This window comes from Parahaemophilus parainfluenzae (assembly GCF_001053575.1).
Taxonomy (GTDB): domain Bacteria; phylum Pseudomonadota; class Gammaproteobacteria; order Enterobacterales; family Pasteurellaceae; genus Haemophilus_D; species Haemophilus_D parainfluenzae_S.
On sequence record NZ_JVSL01000017.1, the window covers coordinates 115,890 to 134,589 of the forward strand.

General features: G+C 40.1%; 19 protein-coding genes. 12 read left to right on the plus strand and 7 right to left on the minus strand.

Features of this window, described 5'->3' with window-relative positions:
- Positions 1-38: 38 nt before the first annotated feature.
- Both mutT and AC979_RS02660 read left to right on the plus strand, forming a co-directional pair.
- Positions 39-443, plus strand: coding sequence for an 8-oxo-dGTP diphosphatase MutT (gene mutT, locus AC979_RS02655; RefSeq protein WP_005699596.1), 405 nt, complete (start codon positions 39-41; stop codon positions 441-443).
- 22 nt (positions 444-465) lie between these two features.
- Positions 466-2,130 carry a sulfatase-like hydrolase/transferase gene (locus AC979_RS02660; RefSeq protein ID WP_049372761.1) on the plus strand — a complete coding sequence of 555 codons (1,665 nt, stop codon included), beginning with the start codon at positions 466-468 and terminating at the stop codon, positions 2,128-2,130.
- A 30-nt stretch (positions 2,131-2,160) separates the two neighbouring features.
- Here the strand turns inward: AC979_RS02660 and holA are convergent, their stop codons facing one another.
- From holA to AC979_RS02695, 7 genes are all read right to left on the minus strand, one after another.
- Positions 2,161-3,198 carry a DNA polymerase III subunit delta gene (holA, locus tag AC979_RS02665; RefSeq protein ID WP_049372762.1) on the minus strand — a complete coding sequence of 346 codons (1,038 nt, stop codon included), beginning with the start codon at positions 3,196-3,198 and terminating at the stop codon, positions 2,161-2,163.
- On the minus strand, positions 3,198-3,701 hold the full coding sequence (gene lptE, locus AC979_RS02670) for an LPS assembly lipoprotein LptE (protein ID WP_049358012.1): 504 nt from the start codon (positions 3,699-3,701) through the stop codon (positions 3,198-3,200). The genes holA and lptE overlap by 1 nt, the downstream gene beginning before the upstream one ends.
- An 87-nt stretch (positions 3,702-3,788) precedes the next feature.
- The gene (gene leuS, locus AC979_RS02675; protein WP_049372763.1) at positions 3,789-6,377 is read right to left on the minus strand and encodes a leucine--tRNA ligase; all 2,589 of its coding nucleotides are present in this window, start codon (positions 6,375-6,377) and stop codon (positions 3,789-3,791) included.
- 118 nt (positions 6,378-6,495) lie between these two features.
- Positions 6,496-6,783, minus strand: a complete 288-nt coding sequence (gene yggU / locus AC979_RS02680) for a DUF167 family protein YggU (protein ID WP_049372764.1) — start codon at positions 6,781-6,783, stop codon at positions 6,496-6,498.
- A gap of 78 nt (positions 6,784-6,861) precedes the next feature.
- The gene (locus tag AC979_RS02685) at positions 6,862-7,407 is read right to left on the minus strand and encodes a YggT family protein (RefSeq protein ID WP_049372765.1); all 546 of its coding nucleotides are present in this window, start codon (positions 7,405-7,407) and stop codon (positions 6,862-6,864) included.
- Entirely contained in the window at positions 7,407-8,354 is a 948-nt protein-coding gene (gene corA / locus AC979_RS02690; RefSeq protein WP_049372766.1) for a magnesium/cobalt transporter CorA, read from the minus strand. The genes AC979_RS02685 and corA overlap by 1 nt, the downstream gene beginning before the upstream one ends.
- 313 nt (positions 8,355-8,667) lie before the next feature.
- Positions 8,668-9,267: a YajG family lipoprotein gene (locus tag AC979_RS02695; RefSeq protein ID WP_049364852.1), complete on the minus strand. Its 600-nt coding sequence runs from the start codon at positions 9,265-9,267 to the stop codon at positions 8,668-8,670.
- An 84-nt stretch (positions 9,268-9,351) separates the two neighbouring features.
- Between AC979_RS02695 and AC979_RS02700 the strand changes: the two genes are divergently transcribed.
- From AC979_RS02700 to mnmA, 10 genes are all read left to right on the plus strand, one after another.
- Positions 9,352-9,663, plus strand: coding sequence for a BolA family protein (locus AC979_RS02700; RefSeq protein ID WP_049372767.1), 312 nt, complete (start codon positions 9,352-9,354; stop codon positions 9,661-9,663).
- 397 nt (positions 9,664-10,060) lie between these two features.
- Positions 10,061-11,404 (plus strand): Na(+)-translocating NADH-quinone reductase subunit A, encoded by a 1,344-nt coding sequence (locus tag AC979_RS02705; RefSeq protein WP_049372768.1) that lies wholly within the window; start codon positions 10,061-10,063, stop codon positions 11,402-11,404.
- Positions 11,405-11,406: 2 nt separating this feature from the next.
- The gene (locus tag AC979_RS02710) at positions 11,407-12,642 is read left to right on the plus strand and encodes an NADH:ubiquinone reductase (Na(+)-transporting) subunit B (protein WP_014064157.1); all 1,236 of its coding nucleotides are present in this window, start codon (positions 11,407-11,409) and stop codon (positions 12,640-12,642) included.
- Entirely contained in the window at positions 12,635-13,426 is a 792-nt protein-coding gene (locus AC979_RS02715; protein WP_005695373.1) for a Na(+)-translocating NADH-quinone reductase subunit C, read from the plus strand. The genes AC979_RS02710 and AC979_RS02715 overlap by 8 nt, the downstream gene beginning before the upstream one ends.
- On the plus strand, positions 13,426-14,055 hold the full coding sequence (locus AC979_RS02720) for an NADH:ubiquinone reductase (Na(+)-transporting) subunit D (protein ID WP_005695375.1): 630 nt from the start codon (positions 13,426-13,428) through the stop codon (positions 14,053-14,055). Before AC979_RS02715 ends, AC979_RS02720 begins: the two co-directional genes overlap by 1 nt.
- Positions 14,056-14,058: 3 nt before the next feature.
- Positions 14,059-14,655, plus strand: coding sequence for an NADH:ubiquinone reductase (Na(+)-transporting) subunit E (gene nqrE / locus AC979_RS02725; RefSeq protein WP_049362633.1), 597 nt, complete (start codon positions 14,059-14,061; stop codon positions 14,653-14,655).
- A gap of 10 nt (positions 14,656-14,665) precedes the next feature.
- Complete coding sequence (nqrF, locus tag AC979_RS02730; protein WP_049362635.1) at positions 14,666-15,901, plus strand: NADH:ubiquinone reductase (Na(+)-transporting) subunit F; 1,236 nt, start codon at positions 14,666-14,668, stop codon at positions 15,899-15,901.
- 132 nt (positions 15,902-16,033) lie between these two features.
- A complete protein-coding gene (locus AC979_RS02735) occupies positions 16,034-17,074 on the plus strand; it encodes an FAD:protein FMN transferase (protein WP_049372769.1) in 1,041 nt (346 codons plus the stop codon).
- 2 nt (positions 17,075-17,076) lie between these two features.
- Positions 17,077-17,337, plus strand: coding sequence for a (Na+)-NQR maturation NqrM (gene nqrM, locus AC979_RS02740; protein WP_049372770.1), 261 nt, complete (start codon positions 17,077-17,079; stop codon positions 17,335-17,337).
- 120 nt (positions 17,338-17,457) lie between these two features.
- A complete protein-coding gene (mnmA, locus tag AC979_RS02745; RefSeq protein ID WP_049372771.1) occupies positions 17,458-18,609 on the plus strand; it encodes a tRNA 2-thiouridine(34) synthase MnmA in 1,152 nt (383 codons plus the stop codon).
- The last annotated feature ends 91 nt before the right edge of the window (positions 18,610-18,700 follow it).

The following is an 18,700-nucleotide window of genomic DNA, read 5'->3' on the forward strand; positions in this document are numbered from 1 at the left end:
AATGACCGCTCTTTCTACTTTTGAGATAAGGAAAGACGATGAGTAAGCCTATCATTCAAGTTGCGGCAGGAATTATTCGTAATGAATTTGGGCAGCTATATTTGACCCAACGCTTAGAAGGGCAAGATTTTGCACAAGCATTAGAATTTCCTGGTGGCAAAGTTGATGCAGGTGAAACCCCTGAAGAAGCCTTAAAAAGAGAGTTGGAAGAAGAGATTGGCATTCATATTTTAAATGCTGAACTGTATGAACGTTTTCAATTTGAATATCCAACCAAAATTTTAGATTTTAGTTTTTATCTGGTCACAGAATGGATTGGTGAGCCGTTTGGTCGAGAAGGACAAGAAGGTTTTTGGCTTGAACAAAGTGAGCTTGATGCTGGGCAATTCCCACCAGCCAATTTAAAGCTGATTCAGCGTTTAGTGGCTGAAAGTGTCAAATAACATTTAATCAAATTTATTTATTATGATTCCAAGTATTTTTCTGAGTTTATTTTTTATTGCGACGGTGATTTTTATCGTCAATTCGCATTATCGTTGGACATATTTTTTTGCGATTGCATTATTCGTCTTATTGTTTAGTTCAATGTTTGCGATAACAGGTCAATGGCAACGCGGATTGAATTTTGCGTCCGTACTTTTTGTGGTGTTGATGCTATTCCATCGAATGAAAATTCATTACTACAAACAACCTTTACTCATTTCAGATTTTTGGCTCGTAACAGACTGGCGAAATTGGGAAACCCTTTTACATTATAAAGGGGCCATTTTCGGCGTGTTGGGGCTATTAGGTCTGTTGGGGTATGCTATCTTTGGCTGGTCAGATGTTGAAACTGCCTCAACTGGATTTCGTGTATTTGCAGCAATACTCGCAGCAACAAGCTTTGGTTTAATGTGGCATTATTCTAAAGATCCGGATGCGACAAAAGTCTGGCTAGATTCATTGCCGGATGATGGTCGAGATGTTTTCTTAAACCTGCCAATGTCTTGTCGTGGTGTATTCTTTAAAGTGCCAGAATTTGAAGGTAATAGTCAAAAATTTAAAGAAAAACTGACCGCACTTTTAAATGAAAAGTCTGAGAGCAAAACTGAAAGTGCAGAAAAGCCTGATATTGTGGTTTGTTTACAAGAATCAACCTTGAATCCCCATCAATTTGATTTTGATGCAGAAACCATCCCGCCATTTTCAATGTTTAATAAGCAAGAAGATACCGCATTTGTAAGTCCATTGCGTGTACATACGGTGGGCGGTGCAACGTGGAAATCTGAATTTGCTTTTCTTGCAGGGGTGCCTTCAACCGATTTTGGTGCTTTGGCAAGTGGGGTGTTTTATTCGGTTGTGCCACACTTACAGACGGGTTTTATTAAAAATCTTCGTGAGCAAGGCTATTTTTGTGTGGCGTTATCGCCTTTTACGAAAGGTAACTACAATGCAAAACCTGCTTATGACCACTTTGGTTTTGATTTGATGTTGCAACCACAAGATTTAGGCTATCCAGCATCAATCAGCAAAAATCTCTGGCATATTAGCAGTGAAGAGATGATGTACTACACCAAGCTTATTTTACAGAAACAACATCCATCATTGGAAAATGTACAGCAGCCAATGTTTGTTTATGTTCTCACCATGAAAGAGCATGGCCCTTACAACACGAACATGCCAAACCATTTTAATTTGGCAAGTAAGCGTTTAGGGGGAAAAGCGATTTCTTGCTTGAACGATTATATTGATCGCATTGCTAGCCTTAATGAGGCAATCGAAGGTTTAAATGATTATTTAAAATCACGTGAAACGCCTTATGTATTCGGTTATTTTGGTGATCACCAAGTCGCTTTTGATAATCAGCTTCCACCGAAAAAAGGTAACTTTGCGAACCCGGATTATGTGACTCAATTTGTAGTTAGAACTAATCGTAAGACTGACTTTGTTCAACAGCAAGATTTCTTAGATTTAGCCTTTGTTGGTGGCGTATTACTTGATGTGGCAGGTTTATCACCGAAAGATGACTTTATGCGAGCGAATATCGCGATGCGTCAGCTAAGCCAAGGTAAGCTCGAAGATGCAGAGGATATGGATTTAGTGAATAGCTATCGAAATTATCTGTATCAAGATTTAAAAATTGCGCAATAATAAAAAATCTCGGTTAACGCCGAGATTTTTTTATAAACAAATTTTAACCGATAAGTCGGCCAATTTTACCCACACGTCTTGATCATATTCTTGCTTGGTTGTGCGCTCAATATCGGCCAATTCTTGCAATATTTCAAAGAGCTTTTGATAGGTGAGTCGTTGTATCGCTGCAGTATAAAGATGACGACGATTCTGCCAAATTTTGAGGCGGTCAAAATCTGCTTTGAGTGTCTGTGTTGGCAAACTCGTTTGAAGAGATGGATTGCGTAGCTGTGGTTTTGTTAATTCTAACAACGTGAGTAGTTCACGCTGTAAAGTACGCAATAAAATGACAGGTTGCACATCTTCAGCTTGTAAACCACGTAAAATTCGCTTTGAGCGGTTTGCTTTGCCTGATAGCAATGCATCAATCCATTGGAAAGGGGTAAAGACAGAAGATTGCTCTACGACGGATTTTACGCGGTTATACGTGAGTTTGTGATCAGGATAAAGCAAATCTAAAAGCTGTAATGCTTGTTTCAATGCCAGTAGATTATTTTCATAGCTGTAACAAAGTAGTTGAATGGCTTCCTCATCAGCTGATAATCCCATGTTTTTTGTACGATGCTTCACCCAGCGAGAAAGCTGTTCTGAATTTGGTGTTTGGCAGTTAACAATAACAGCTTGTGGCTCAAGTTGATTTGCCTGAATAAACCACTCTTGTTTTTCGGCTGCTTTAGACAATTTAGGCAAGGTGAGAACAAGCAAGCTATCTTCATTTAATCCACTAATAAATTGCTGAAGGTTTTTCTGCAAAAGCGCGGTCAAATTTTCGGGTAAATTGAGAATGAAAATTTGCTTATTAAAGAAGAGCCCCATAGATTGACTAGCCTCAATTAATGTAGGCCAGTCAGTATTAGTATCTATGGTAATTTGATTTTTTTCATCAAAACCTTGAAGAAGGGCGGCTTGGTGAATGAGGTCTTCACTTTCACTGAGCAACAGGGGATCTGTCCCAACCAAAAAATAGACTTTCGCTAAATGGCTGTTCAGGTTAGAGGCCAGTTGCTCAGAAAAAATGCGGTTCATTATTTTCCTTGAACTTGATGTTGCAAGGCGGCCATTTTATTAATTAATTGGCGAGCCGCTTGTTCTCGCATATCATTCCAAATCACATCGCGCTCAGCTGATTTTGCTAATGCAGCACGTGAGTTATCAAAGAAAGTACGGTTGATTTTTGCAGAGATTGGATAGGTTTCTCCGTTTGCCAAACGTACACTTGCTTCAACATCAAGAGTCAGTACTTTTTCTGCTTCACGGCCTTGTTTAAAGACAGATGCGACTTTATCGCTTGAAGTCTGTTTATTTAAACGCAACACTGGCACACCTTGTTTTGCAGGAACAAGGTTTACGTTGTTGCTAAGCAGTTGCTTACGCATTGCCATTGACATTTCACTGTATGGGTCGCTACTTTCAAGAGCCATTGTTTTTAATTCTGCAGGAACAGCCGCACCATTATCGAAGTGCCAACCACAAGCAGTTAAAAAGGCAGTAGCCCCAACAAAGCAGATCGTTTTGATTGATTTCATCATAAAAATTACCTGTAAAATTCACCGCACTTTATTTTGTTTAAGAGTCGTTTATGCAACTCTTGGAATAAAATGCGGTTATTTTATGGATTATTGCGGTTTAACCACCACATTTAACAATTTACCAGGTACATAAATCACTTTCACGATTTGTGTATTGTCAGTAAATTTCTTCACATTTTCATCTGCAAATGCAACCGTTTTCACGGTTTCTTCATCCGCATCAGCTGCGACAGTCACTTTACCACGTACTTTACCGTTGACTTGAACCACGATAAGTTTTTCATCTTCTACCATCGCCGCTTCATCAGCTTTCACCCATTCTGCATGGTCGATGTTGCTTTCGTTACCTAAAGCTTTCCATAACTCAAAGCAGATATGTGGTGTGATTGGGTAAAGCATACGCACGACTGCGCTTAATGCTTCTGCCATCACAGCACGATCTTGCTCGCTTTCTAATGGCGCACGGGTTAATTTATTCATTAACTCCATTACTGCTGCGATAGCGGTATTGAACGTTTGACGACGACCAATATCATCGCTCACTTTGGCGATCGTTTTATGCACATCACGGCGAAGCGCTTTTTGGTCTGCAGAAAGTGTGGTCACATCTAAAGCGGTTTTTGCAGGATTTTGACTGTATTCATACACCAAATTCCATACACGACCTAAGAAACGTTTTGCCCCTTCTACGCCGGATTCTTGCCATTCAAGCGTCATTTCTGCAGGAGAAGCGAACATCATGAATAGACGCACAGTATCTGCACCGTATTTTTCCACCATCTCTTGTGGGTCGATACCATTGTTTTTGGATTTCGACATTTTGGTCATACCGGTATGCACCAATTCACGGCCTTCTGGATCGGTTGCTTTGATAATACGACCTTTTTCATCACGCTCAAGGGTCACTTGCGTTGGGCTTACCCAAATACGCTCGTTGGTCGGACTGGTGTAATAGAACGCATCGGCTAATACCATGCCTTGGCATAATAATTTTTGTGCCGGCTCATCGCTCGTTACGAAACCTGCATCACGCAATAATTTGTGGAAGAAACGGAAGTAGAGCAAGTGCATTGTCGCGTGCTCGATACCGCCGATATATTGATCCACCGGCAACCAGTAGTTAGCTTCATCTTTATCCAACATGCCTTCAGCATAGCTTGGTGAGGTGTAACGCGCGTAGTACCAAGAGGATTCCATAAAGGTATCAAAGGTATCGGTTTCTTTTAACGCAGGCTCACCATTGAAGGTGGTTTTCGCCCAGTTTGGATCTGCTTTAATTGGGCTTTTCACGCCATCCATGACTACATCTTCCGGCAGAATAATCGGTAAATCTTCGATTGGTGCCGGTACGGTTTCACCGTTTGGTAAGGTGAGCATTGGAATTGGTGCACCCCAATAACGTTGACGAGAAACGCCCCAGTCACGTAAACGATAATTAACTTGGCGTTTACCCACGCCTAATTTTTCTAATTTGTCCGCAATACCGTTGAATGCAGCATCAAAATCCAAACCATCAAACTCAGCAGAGTTCACTAATTTACCGTGTTCAACAAAAGCTTGTTTGGTTAAATCAATTTCTTCATCTGCAAGCGGTGCGATTACCTGTTTAATTGGCAAACTGTATTTTTGAGCAAATTCAAAGTCGCGTTGATCATGTGCTGGAACCGCCATTACCGCACCAGTACCGTAGTGCATTAACACGAAGTTAGCGACCCAAATTGGTAATTTTTCACCGGTTAATGGATGAATGGCGAATAAACCGGTTGCCATTCCTTTTTTCTCCATAGTGGCAAGGTCTGCTTCTGCCACTTTGGCATTTTTTGCTTCACGGATGAATTCAGCCAATTGAGGATTTTTTTCTGCTGCTAATTCTGCTAATGGGTGAGCAGCTGCGATACCTAAATAACTCACACCATAGAACGTATCAGGACGTGTGGTATAAACCGCAACTTTTTCTGCGGTATCTGCTACATCAAACGTAATTTCTACCCCTTCAGAACGACCAATCCAGTTACGTTGCATAGTTTTAACCATGTCTGGCCATTGTGGCAGTTGGTCTAATCCACCTAATAATTGTTCTGCATAGTCGGTGATTTTAATAAACCATTGTGGGATTTCTTTTTGTTCAACCGGAGTGTCACAACGCCAGCAGCAACCTTCGTGCACCTGTTCGTTAGCCAATACGGTTTCATCGTTCGGACACCAGTTTACAGTTGAGGTTTTTTTGTAAACTAAGCCTTTTTTATAAAGCTCAGTAAAGAACCATTGTTCCCATTTGTAGTATTCTGGACGGCAGGTCGCAATTTCGCGATCCCAGTCATAACCAAAGCCCAACATTTTGAGCTGGTTTTTCATGTATTCAATGTTTTCGTAAGTCCATTTTGCGGGCGCGGTTTTATTTTTAATCGCAGCCCCTTCAGCCGGTAAACCGAATGCATCCCAACCAATTGGCTGTAATACGTTTTTGCCGTTCATACGTTGATAACGAGAAACCACATCACCGATCGTGTAGTTACGCACGTGGCCCATGTGTAAACGACCAGATGGGTAAGGAAACATAGAAAGGCAGTAATATTTTTCTTTAGACGTATCTTTGATTGCTTTGAAGACTTTATTTTCAGCCCAATATTGTTGAACGGCGGGTTCAATCAAATCAGGACGGTAATGTTGTTGCATAGAAAATCACCTTAAATTTTGACCGCACTTTGCGGCATATTTTGCTTTATAAAATGTGGTATAGGATAGCGTAAAACGGGGGAAATTGGTAGAAAGTGCGGTGATTTTTTTACTGATTTTATAAGAGATTTTGAATTTCAGATGGAATTAATTTAGGCGAAGGAATCCAAACTTGTTTATGTCGGTTTAATTCACCTTTTTCAAGTATGATTGCACTTTTAGGTACTTTGAATGCTTTACTCAAAAATTTCATCAAGTGAGCATTTGCTTGACCATCAACAGGCGGTGCGGTGATCGTGATTTTGAGTTCATCATCATGTAATCCCACAATTTGATCTTTACTGGCTTTGGGTTGCAGAATGATTTTAAGGCGTAGTCCTTCAGGTGTTTGTTCGATTGCTGACATAACTAAATTTACTTACCATATTTACAATAAGGGCTGGAAAATCCAGCCCGAAAAAATAATGTTATTTTTAACTGCACTTTACGCAGCAATTGCCCATAAAAGGTTAAAGTAATCGTAAAAGAGATTATTCAAAAATAACAGGATAATGGCAATAACCATCGGTGAAAAATCAATCACGCCAACAGTTGGTAAAATGCGTTTAATGGGTTTCAATAATGGTTCGGTAAGTTGATATAACGCATAGAATGCAGGATTATTGCCACGATTAAACCAACTTAAAATTGCACCGGCGATTAACACATAGAAAATGGCCACACCGATATTTTTAATTAGTCCTAATATACCCAAAAGTAAGAAGAAACTGAGATTTAATCCGCCAAAGAGAATCGATTTTAGCCCGCAAAGCAAGAAGACTAAAAACAGTGCCGCAGTTTCCACTTTTTTCACCACAGGAAAAACTTTACGTAATGGCGCAATAACCGGTTGGGTAAATTTCAGCGAAAATTGAGAAATAGGATTGTAATAATCCACGTTCGCTAAGGGAAGCCATACGCGTAAAATTAACACTAAACAATACAGATCGATAATCGATCCTAAAAATAATGCAGTTTGGGAAATTTCCATTATAACCAACCTTTCCGTTTGAAATAGATATAAGGCGTAAGCGCCGCACCAATCATTAATCCAATAGCCATTGGGTAACCATATTTAAAATGGAGCTCCGGCATAAATTCAAAGTTCATCCCATAAGTAGATGCCACAAGTGTTGCTGGTAGGAACATAACCGATACCACCGAGAAGAATTTCATGATTTTATTCTGCTCAATATTAATGTAACCCATTGCCGCCTGCATTAAAAAGTTTACTTTTTGGAACAAAGACTCATTATGCGGTTGCAAGGATTCAATATCTCGTAAGATTTCTCGTGCTTGTTCTAACTGGTTTGGCGGCAAGCGCGTTTTACGTACCAAGAAACCCAATGCACGTTGTGTATCCATCAAACACAAACGCACTTTAGAACTGGTATCTTCTTGTTCTGTTAGGGTATTTAAGGCTTCATCGAAAGCTTCATCTTGCGTACCGTTTAAAATTACGCGACTTAATTTTTCTAAATCGGCATAAACGTTTTCGATAACATCGGCTAATTGCTCAATTTTGGTTTCAAATAAGTCGAGTAAGACTTCATATGCATTACATTCGAATAAGCGCTGGCTACGAGAACGCATACGATATAAACGGAATGCCGGCAATTCACGATCACGCAGGGTAAATAGACGGCCATCACGAATAGTAAACGCTACGCTTGCGAGGTCGGCGTAGTTTTCTTCGTCTTCACAATAGAAGAATGAGTGCAAGTGCAAGCCGTCTTCGTCTTCAAAGAAACGTGCGGATGCTTCGATGTCTTCTAATTCGAGGAATGAGGCGAGACTTTGTCCTAAGCCTTCTTGCAACATTTCACGTTCTTCCCCTGTCGGCTCCAGCAAATCTAACCAAATGGCAGAGCTGAGATCGGCTGGTTCGTCATCAATACGAACCAAGCGGGAATCGTTAATGGCAAAAGCGTTAATCATTGGTCATACTCCTTTTGGGATTATGAAGATCCAACTGTGAACAAAAAAAGCTCAAACGAAATTGGCACTAGAGAAAAGTGCGGTCAAATTTTTGAATGTTTTAAAATGGGTTTCGTTCGATAAAAGATGCCGAAGAAAGGTAAATTGATTACCAGCGAGCTCTCGCTGATAAGAGGCGAGAGTCTAGAGCGATATTCGGTATCGACTATGACTGTCCAAAGTGTGTGTCCTTCTCGTTAAAAAATCGGTCGAATGTTACGCTTGAAAGGCGTATTCGTCAAGTGATTATTGAAAAGGACACAGCACTTTTTAATTAATTGGTATATTGATTAATGGCGTTAGTAACTTCTTGATCTTGATAAATATTATTAACAATATCTTTGAAGGTTTCGCCTAACACTTTTTGAATTTCATCATTACTCGCATTAAATGCGCCAGACTGTGAACGGGTTGCATTAAAGGTTTTGTTGTATTGTCCGCGTGGACCTTGTACATAAACAACCGCTTGAATTTTGCTGTTCAAGGTATAACGTAAATTACCTTGCTCTACTTTAGCGTTGAATTCTTTTACATCAACAGTTACGCCAGCATTCGCATTATTCGCTTGTCCAATACGGAAACCTTTGCTGACCAAATTTTGTTGCATCACTTGTTGGAAAAGTTGAGTAACGCTTGGTGAGGCGTTTAATTTAATCAGCTCACCTGATTTAGTATAAGTTGCAATTTCTTGTTGTGGACGAGAATCGCGAGTATTAACTGTTACCACTGCGGATTGGTTAATATTCATTGATGCAGTCGGTGATTGAGGCGCAAAAGTTAAGGTATTGGATTGTGCTTGGCAACCCGCTAAAAATAATGTCGCAGCGGCCAACGTCATTGTTGATAATGCTTTGATTTTGTTTGTTACTTTCATAATTTCCTCATTGAATTAGGTTAATTTGTGTTATTCTTACAAACTTAACGCTGAATGTATAGCAAAAAGTTAGGGAGTTTATTTATGTCAAAACAGCAAGAATTATTAGAGAGAATTCAAGCCGAATTTCAACCGCACTTTGCCACTGTAGAAAATGAAAGTCATATGCACAGTTCCGGTCGAGGGGCTGATTCTCATTTTAAATTAGTGATTGTTAGCGATGCTTTTGAAGGTATACGCAAGGTTCAACGCCACCAAAAACTTTACCAACTTTTTGCCGATGATTTAAAAAATGGCATTCACGCATTAGCGCTTCATCTTTATACAAAAAGCGAATGGGAGAGCCTAGGTGAAGCATTTCCAAAATCACCAAATTGTCTTGGTGTTGGACAGTAAGTATTCCCTTACGTTCCCTATATTAGATTTTCATAAGGAGAGAGAAGGCGATAAGCGTTCTCTCTTTTTATTTTGATGGAGATTTATTTTTACTCCAGATAAATATCTGTCTAAAAAGTTCACAAATATTTCACAAAAAATGGGGGGGTAAAGTGGAATAAAAGCCCATTTTCCGATAGAATAAGGCGCTTTTAATTTTCGAATTTCAATTTCTGGATGTGTGAGTGATTCCTTACTCGTCGAGAAATTAAACAGGTTTGAGTTTTTAAATTTATGTGTCAGTTAATAATGCTTTGATCTCAAAGTGTTTTCTGTCACGCTCAATCGCGAGATTGCTCTTAAGGCATAGGCTTTGATTGCAATCGTGTTTTTAACCTAGAAAAGTAGTGCAAACAGTATGATTACAATCAAAAAAGGCTTGGACCTTCCTATTGCAGGAAAACCAGCACAAGTAATCCATAGCGGTAACGCTGTGAATCAGGTTGCGATTCTTGGTGAAGAGTATGTGGGTATGCGTCCTTCTATGAAGGTACGCGAAGGCGATGTCGTGAAAAAAGGCCAAGTGCTTTTTGAAGACAAGAAAAACCCTGGAGTGGTTTTCACAGCCCCTGCGAGTGGTACTATCACTGTAATTAATCGTGGCGAAAAACGTGTATTACAATCTGTGGTCATTGATGTGCAAGGTAACGATCAAGTTACTTTCGCTAAATATAACGCAGGTGAGCTCAATACGCTTTCTTCTGAACAAGTTAAACAAAACCTCGTTGAATCCGGTTTGTGGACAGCGTTCCGCACTCGTCCGTTCAGCAAAGTGCCTGCCTTAGATGCAGAACCATCTTCTCTGTTTGTAAATGCGATGGATACCAATCCTTTGGCGGCAAATCCAGAGGTAGTGTTAAAAGAGCATTGGCAAGATTTTATTGACGGTTTAACTGTATTAAGTCGTCTATTTCCAAATAAACCATTAAATTTATGTAAAGCGGGTGATAGCAATATCCCAACCGTGGATTTACCTAACCTAAAAGTACATGATTTTGGCGGCGTTCATCCTGCTGGTTTAGTGGGAACACATATTCACTTTATCGATCCGGTTGGTGTGAATAAAACCGTATGGCATATCAATTACCAAGATGTGATTGCTGTAGGTAAATTATTCACTACGGGCGAACTTTATGTAGAACGTGTTGTTTCTCTTGCTGGTCCGCAAGTGAAAGAGCCTCGTTTAGTTCGTACCGTAATCGGTGCAAACCTTTCTCAATTAACAGCTGGTGAGTTAAAAGACGGTAATAACCGTGTGATTTCTGGTTCTGTGCTTTGTGGTCAAACTGCAAAAGGTGCTCATGACTATTTAGGTCGTTATGCATTACAAGTTTCTGTGATTGCGGAAGGTAATGAGAAAGAGTTCTTAGGTTGGATCACACCACAATCGAACAAATATTCGATTACCCGTACCGTATTAGGTCACTTTGGTAAAAAATTATTCAACTTCACTACAGCAGAAAATGGTGGTGAACGTGCAATGGTACCAATCGGTAGCTATGAGCGCGTGATGCCGTTGGATATTTTACCGACATTATTATTACGTGATTTAATCGTGGGCGATACCGATGGTGCACAAGCGTTAGGTTGTCTTGAATTAGATGAAGAAGACTTAGCATTATGTTCTTTCGTTTGTCCGGGCAAATATGAATACGGTTCAATCTTGCGTCAAGTATTAGATAAGATTGAGAAGGAAGGTTAAAAATGGGTTTAAAAAATCTTTTTGAAAAAATGGAACCCGCGTTTTTGCCAGGTGGTAAATACAGCAAGCTTTATCCGGTCTTTGAATCGATTTATACCTTGCTTTATACACCAGGTACGGTAACGCACAAAAACACACACGTTCGTGATGCGTTAGACTCAAAACGTATGATGATTACGGTTTTCCTTGCGTTGTTCCCAGCGATTTTCTACGGGATGTACAATGTGGGTAACCAAGCGATCCCTGCCTTAAATCAATTAGGCAATTTAGATCAATTAATTGCTAACGATTGGCACTATGCACTTGCAAGTTCATTAGGTTTAGATTTAACCAATAATGCAACTTGGGGCTCAAAAATGGCGTTAGGGGCGATCTTCTTCTTACCAATTTACTTAGTGGTATTTACCGTTTGTACAATTTGGGAATTATTATTCTCAGTGGTGCGTGGTCATGAAGTAAATGAAGGGATGTTCGTTTCAACCATTTTATTTGCGTTAATCGTTCCACCAACATTGCCATTATGGCAAGCGGCACTCGGTATCACCTTTGGTATCGTGGTTGCGAAAGAAATCTTTGGTGGTGTAGGTCGTAACTTTATGAACCCTGCACTTGCTGGTCGCGCATTCTTATTCTTCGCTTATCCGGCTCAAATTTCCGGTGACTTAGTATGGACTGCTGCAGATGGTTTCTCAGGCGCAACCGCACTTTCACAATGGTCTCAAGGTGGTCAAGCTGCATTACAACACACTGTAACCGGTCAACCTATTACTTGGATGGATGCATTCATTGGTAATATCCCTGGTTCAATGGGTGAGGTTTCAACCCTTGCGTTATTAATCGGTGGTGCAGTGATTGTATTCACTCGAATTGCTTCTTGGCGCATTATGGCTGGTGTCATGATCGGTATGATTGGTACTGCAACCTTATTCAACTTAATCGGTTCTGATTCTAACCAAATGTTCTCAATGCCTTGGCATTGGCACTTTGTATTAGGTGGTTTTGCACTTGGTATGATCTTCATGGCTACAGACCCTGTATCCGCTTCATTTACCAACACGGGTAAATGGTGGTACGGTGCGTTAATTGGCGTGATGGCTGTATTAATTCGTACAGTGAACCCAGCTTATCCAGAAGGGATGATGTTAGCGATTTTATTTGCAAACTTATTTGCACCAATTTTCGACTACATCGTGGTTCAAGCAAATATCAAACGTCGGAGAGCAAGAACAAATGGCTAAATTTAATAAAGATAGCGTTAGCGGTACAGTTACCGTTGTTGTGTTGCTAAGTTTAGTGTGTTCTATCGTGGTTTCTGGTGCTGCAGTAGCATTAAAATCCAAACAAGATGAACAAAAAGCACTCGACGTTCAACGTAACATTTTAACTGTTGCTGGCTTAATGAAAGAAGATAATGCATCAGTAATTAAAGACACTTACAGCAAATTTATTGAACCACGTTTAGTGGATTTGCAAAGTGGTGATTACGTTCAAGCTTCAGCAGAAGAAATTAATAAATTTGAACCTAAAGATGCCGTTAAAGATCCAGCTAAAAGCCAAGCTATCCCAGCTGAGGCAGATAAAGCAGGAATTAAGGTTCGTGCAAACCAAGCGCGTGTTTATCTTGTAAAAGATGAACAAGGCAATGTAACCCAAGTTGTATTACCAATGTATGGCCGTGGTTTATGGTCAACCATGTATGGTTTTGTTTCTGTTGCACCAGATGCGAATACCATCAAAGGTATTACTTACTATGATCAAGGTGAAACAGCTGGTCTTGGGGGCGAAATTGCGAACCCACGTTGGCAAGCACAGTTCGTTGATAAAAAATTATTCGATGAACAAGGTAACCAAAAATTCAAAATCTACAAAGGTAGCTCTGCTGCAGATAAAGAGCACGGTGTAGATGGTTTATCAGGTGCAACGTTAACCAGTAACGGTGTTCAAGGTTCATTTGATTATTGGTTCAGCCAAAATGGCTTTGGTCCATTCTTAGCGAAATTTAAAGCAGGAGAAATCAAATAATGGCTGATGCAAAAGTAAACTTAAAAGGTCTTTTATTCGATCCTATTGTTAAAAATAACCCGATTGCCTTGCAAATTTTGGGTATCTGTTCTGCATTAGCGGTAACAACCCAATTACAAACAGCGATCGTTATGGCGATTGCGGTAAGTTTGGTAACCGGTTTCTCCAGTTTGTTCATTTCATTGATTCGTAACTATATTCCAAATAGTATCCGTATCATTGTGCAGCTGGCGATTATTGCGTCTTTAGTAATTTTGGTTGACCAAGTATTAAAAGCTTATGCTTATGGTTTATCTAAACAACTTTCTGTATTCGTTGGTCTTATCATTACAAACTGTATCGTAATGGGACGCGCAGAAGCGTTTGCGATGAAATCACCTCCGCTAGAAAGCTTTGTTGATGGTATCGGTAACGGTTTAGGTTATGGTGCGATCTTATTAATTGTTGCAACATTACGTGAACTAATCGGTTCTGGTCGTTTATTTGGTTTCCCTGTATTCCAAACAATTCAAGACGGTGGTTGGTATCAACCAAACGGTTTATTCCTTCTTGCACCAAGTGCGTTCTTTATTATCGGCTTCGTTATTTGGGGCTTAAGAACGTGGAAACCTGAGCAACAGGAGAAATAATCAATGGAACATTATATTAGCCTATTCGTGAAGGCGATCTTCATTGAAAACATGGCGCTCTCTTTCTTCTTAGGGATGTGTACTTTCCTTGCGGTTTCTAAGAAAGTTTCTACGGCATTTGGCCTTGGTGTTGCGGTAACAGTAGTACTTGGTATTGCGGTACCTGCGAACCAATTTGTGTATGAACATGTATTAAAAGATGGCGCATTGGTAGAAGGTGTAAGCCTTGAGTTTTTAAACTTCATTACCTTTATCGGGATTATTGCGGGTCTTGTTCAATTACTTGAAATGACTTTAGATAAATTCTTCCCGGCACTTTATAACGCATTAGGTATCTTCCTTCCACTTATCGCCGTAAACTGTGCGATCTTTGGTGGTGTATCTTTTGCGGTACAACGTGAATACACTTTTGCAGAATCTGCAGTTTATGGTGTAGGTGCGGGGCTTGGTTGGATGTTAGCAATCGTTGCGCTTGCAGGCTTAACCGAAAAAATGAAATATGCCGATGTACCGGCAGGCTTAAAAGGATTAGGGATTACCTTTATCACTGCAGGCTTGATGGCGCTTGGCTTTATGTCATTCTCTGGTATTCAGTTATAAGGAGGCATAAATGAGCGAATCTTCAATTTTATTATTAGGTGTTGCGGCATTTACGGTCATCCTTTTAGTGCTCGTTGCGATTATTTTATTCGCTAAATCAAAATTAGTGGATTCTGGTGATATCACCATTTCTATTAATGACGATCCTGAAAAAGCGATCACTTTACCAGCTGGCGGCAAATTACTTGGTGCTTTAGCAAGTAAAGGTATCTTCGTTTCTTCTGCTTGTGGTGGCGGTGGTTCTTGTGGTCAATGTATTGTGAAAGTGAAAAGTGGCGGTGGTGAAATTCTACCAACCGAGCTTTCTCATATTAATAAACGTGAAGCAAAAGAAGGCTATCGTTTAGCTTGCCAAGTTAATGTAAAAGGCAATATGGACGTTGAACTTCCAGAAGAAATTTTCGGTGTGAAAAAATGGGAATGTACTGTTATTTCTAACGATAACAAAGCAACCTTCATCAAAGAGCTTAAATTAGCGATTCCTGAAGGCGAAGAAGTACCTTTCCGTGCGGGTGGTTATATCCAAATTGAAGCTGATCCACATACGGTTTACTATAAAGATTTCGATATTCCAGAAGAATACCACGAAGATTGGGACAAATACGATTTATGGCGTTATGTGTCTAAAGTGGATGAGCATATTATCCGTGCTTACTCTATGGCTTCATACCCAGAAGAGAAAGGAATTATTATGCTTAACGTGCGTATTGCAACGCCTCCACCACGTCAACCTGATGCACCTCCAGGTCAAATGTCTTCTTACATTTGGTCATTAAAACCAGGTGATAAAGTGACAATTTCAGGTCCATTCGGTGAATTCTTTGCGAAAGAAACCGACAACGAAATGGTCTTCATCGGTGGTGGTGCGGGTATGGCGCCAATGCGTTCTCATATCTTTGACCAATTAAAACGTTTACACTCTAAACGTAAAATGTCATTCTGGTATGGTGCACGGTCTAAACGTGAAATGTTCTATGTAGAAGATTTTGATCAGCTTCAAGCCGAAAATCCGAACTTTACATGGCACGTGGCATTATCTGATCCGTTACCAGAAGATAACTGGACAGGTTACACTGGCTTTATTCACAACGTACTTTATGAAAACTACTTGAAAAATCATGAAGCACCAGAAGATTGTGAATACTACATGTGTGGACCTCCAGTCATGAACGCTGCGGTAATCAAAATGTTGAAAGACCTCGGTGTTGAAGATGAAAACATCTTATTAGATGACTTCGGTGGTTGATTTTAGTTAATCAAAACATCATGAAAACTGACCGCACTTTGTGATGAAGTGCGGTCAATATTTAAGATGGATTACAGGCAAGCTGATAGATGCGTCGGTTTGCCTGTAATTCATATATTTAGGAAGGAATAGATGAAAAAAGTATTAAGCGGATTGATTGCGGTTGTCTTAGCTTGTTCATTAAGTGCGTGTAAGAAAGATCCTGAAATTATTTCACTTAGCGGTAAAACCATGGGAACCACTTACCATATCCGCTATATTGATGACGGTTCAGTTAAAGAAAATGCTGAAAAAACACATGAGCAGATTGAGATAGTTTTAAAAGATGTGAATCAGAAAATGTCCACTTACATTAAAGATTCCGAATTGAGCCGTTTTAATCAAAATACGCAAGTGAATACACCGATTGAAATATCGGCTGATTTTGCCAAAGTCTTACAAGAGGCGATTCGTTTAAATACGGTTACTGAAGGAGCATTGGATGTGACTGTGGGGCCTGTAGTGAATTTATGGGGCTTTGGACCAGAAAAACGCCCAGAGCGTAAGCCAACCCCAGAGCAACTTGCTGAACGTCAAAGTTGGGTCGGAATTGATAAGATTCACCTTGATATGAGTGGTAAAACCCCAACATTAAGTAAAGCCGTGCCACAGGTTTATATTGATTTATCATCTATTGCTAAAGGTTTTGGTGTGGATCAAGTTGCGGATGTCTTAGAGCAAAATCACGTACAAAACTATATGGTGGAAATTGGCGGAGAAATCCGTGCAAAAGGTAAAAATGCCGAAAATAAAGCTTGGCAAATTGCTATTGAAAAACCGAATAATACGGGTGAAAGATCAGTTCAAGAAGTGATTGGTTTAAATAATATGGCGATGGCCACTTCAGGCGATTACCGTATTTATTTTGAGGAAAATGGCCAACGTTTTGCACATGAAATTGACCCGAAAACCGGCTATCCAATTCAGCATCATTTAGCCTCAATTACCGTGCTTGCACCAAGCTCAATGACTGCTGATGGCTTATCTACAGGCCTATTTGTACTTGGTGAAGATAAAGCATTGGAAGTGGCTGAGAAAGAAAATATTCCGGTTTATTTAATTATGAAAACCGAACAAGGCTTTGAAACGAAAATGTCCTCAGCCTTCCAAAAGTTACTCGCAAATAAGGAATAATCATGCAAACTTTATTTTTTACCCTAATCGCTTTTGTGGCCATTATTGTATTAATGTCTGTAGGCTTTATCTTTAAAAAACAAAGCTTAAAGGGCAGCTGTGGCGGGCTTTCATCACTCGGTATTGCCAAAGCCTGTGACTGCGATAAACCTTGCGACACTTTACAAGAAAAATTAGATGCTGGCGATGAAAATGCCAAAGCTGAATACGAACAAAAATTTGCGAAGAAAGACGATAATTCGCAATTTTATGAAGTGAAATAATTCACGCAAAATCAACCGCACTTTGTGCAATAATCTTAATTTATGGGGCGGAAGTCATTCCGCCATATTTCAATCATTATCACCAATGTGCTTCGCCTTAACCGAAGTTACGGGAGACTTATGTTAACTTCAAATACTTATAATCAACATTTCGCACCATTGAGTGCAGAACAACTTGCCGAAAACTCCACTAAAAAAGTCATTTGCGGTATGTCCGGCGGGGTAGATTCTTCGGTGTCTGCCTTTATTCTTCAACAACAAGGCTACCAAGTGGAAGGCCTGTTTATGAAAAACTGGGAGGAAGATGATGATACCGATTATTGTACAGCCGCAGCGGATCTTGCTGATGCGCAGGCAGTATGCGACAAGCTAGGCATTAAGCTACATAAAATCAATTTTGCGGCGGAATATTGGGATAACGTGTTTGAGCATTTCTTAACGGAATACAAAGCTGGTCGTACGCCAAACCCGGATATTTTGTGCAATAAAGAAATTAAATTTAAAGCTTTCTTGGAATATGCAGCAGAAGATTTGGGCGCTAACTATATTGCTACCGGCCATTATGTGCGTCGTCGTGGTGTAGATAATCAAGCAGAGCTATTGCGTGGCTTAGATAGCAACAAAGATCAAAGCTATTTCCTTTACACGTTGAGTAAAAATCAGGTAGGCCAAAGCCTTTTCCCTGTTGGTGAAATTGAAAAGCCGATCGTACGTGCTATTGCAGAAGATTTAGGTTTAATTACCGCGAAGAAAAAAGACTCTACGGGTATTTGTTTTATTGGTGAGCGTAAGTTTAAGGATTTCTTAGCGCGTTATTTGCCGGCTCAACCAGGTGACATCCGTACCGTAGATGGCGAGATTATTGGTCGTCATGAAGGATTGATGTACCACACACTGGGGCAGCGAAAAGGGCTAGGGATCGGTGGATTAAAAAATGCCGGTGATGAAGCCTGGTATGTAGTAGATAAAGATGTGGAAAATAATGAATTGATTGTGGCACAAGGCCATGATCATCCACGTTTGTTCTCCAAAGGCTTAATTGCCAAACAGCTACATTGGGTGAGTCGCGAACCTGTGCGTGAAGCGTTCCGTTGCACGGTGAAAACTCGTTATCGTCAAACGGATATTGCTTGTTTGGTTGAGCCGATTGATGACGATTGCATTCGAGTGATTTTTGACGAACCACAAGCCGCGGTCACACCAGGTCAATCAGCCGTGTTTTACCTAGATGAAGTCTGCTTGGGTGGCGGAATTATCGAAGAACGAATTTAATCAATATTGAATAAAGTGCGGTCAGAAATTTAAAGATTTTTTAACCGTACTTTTTCTTTCATGATGTTTCAATGTTCGGCAATTTGAAAAA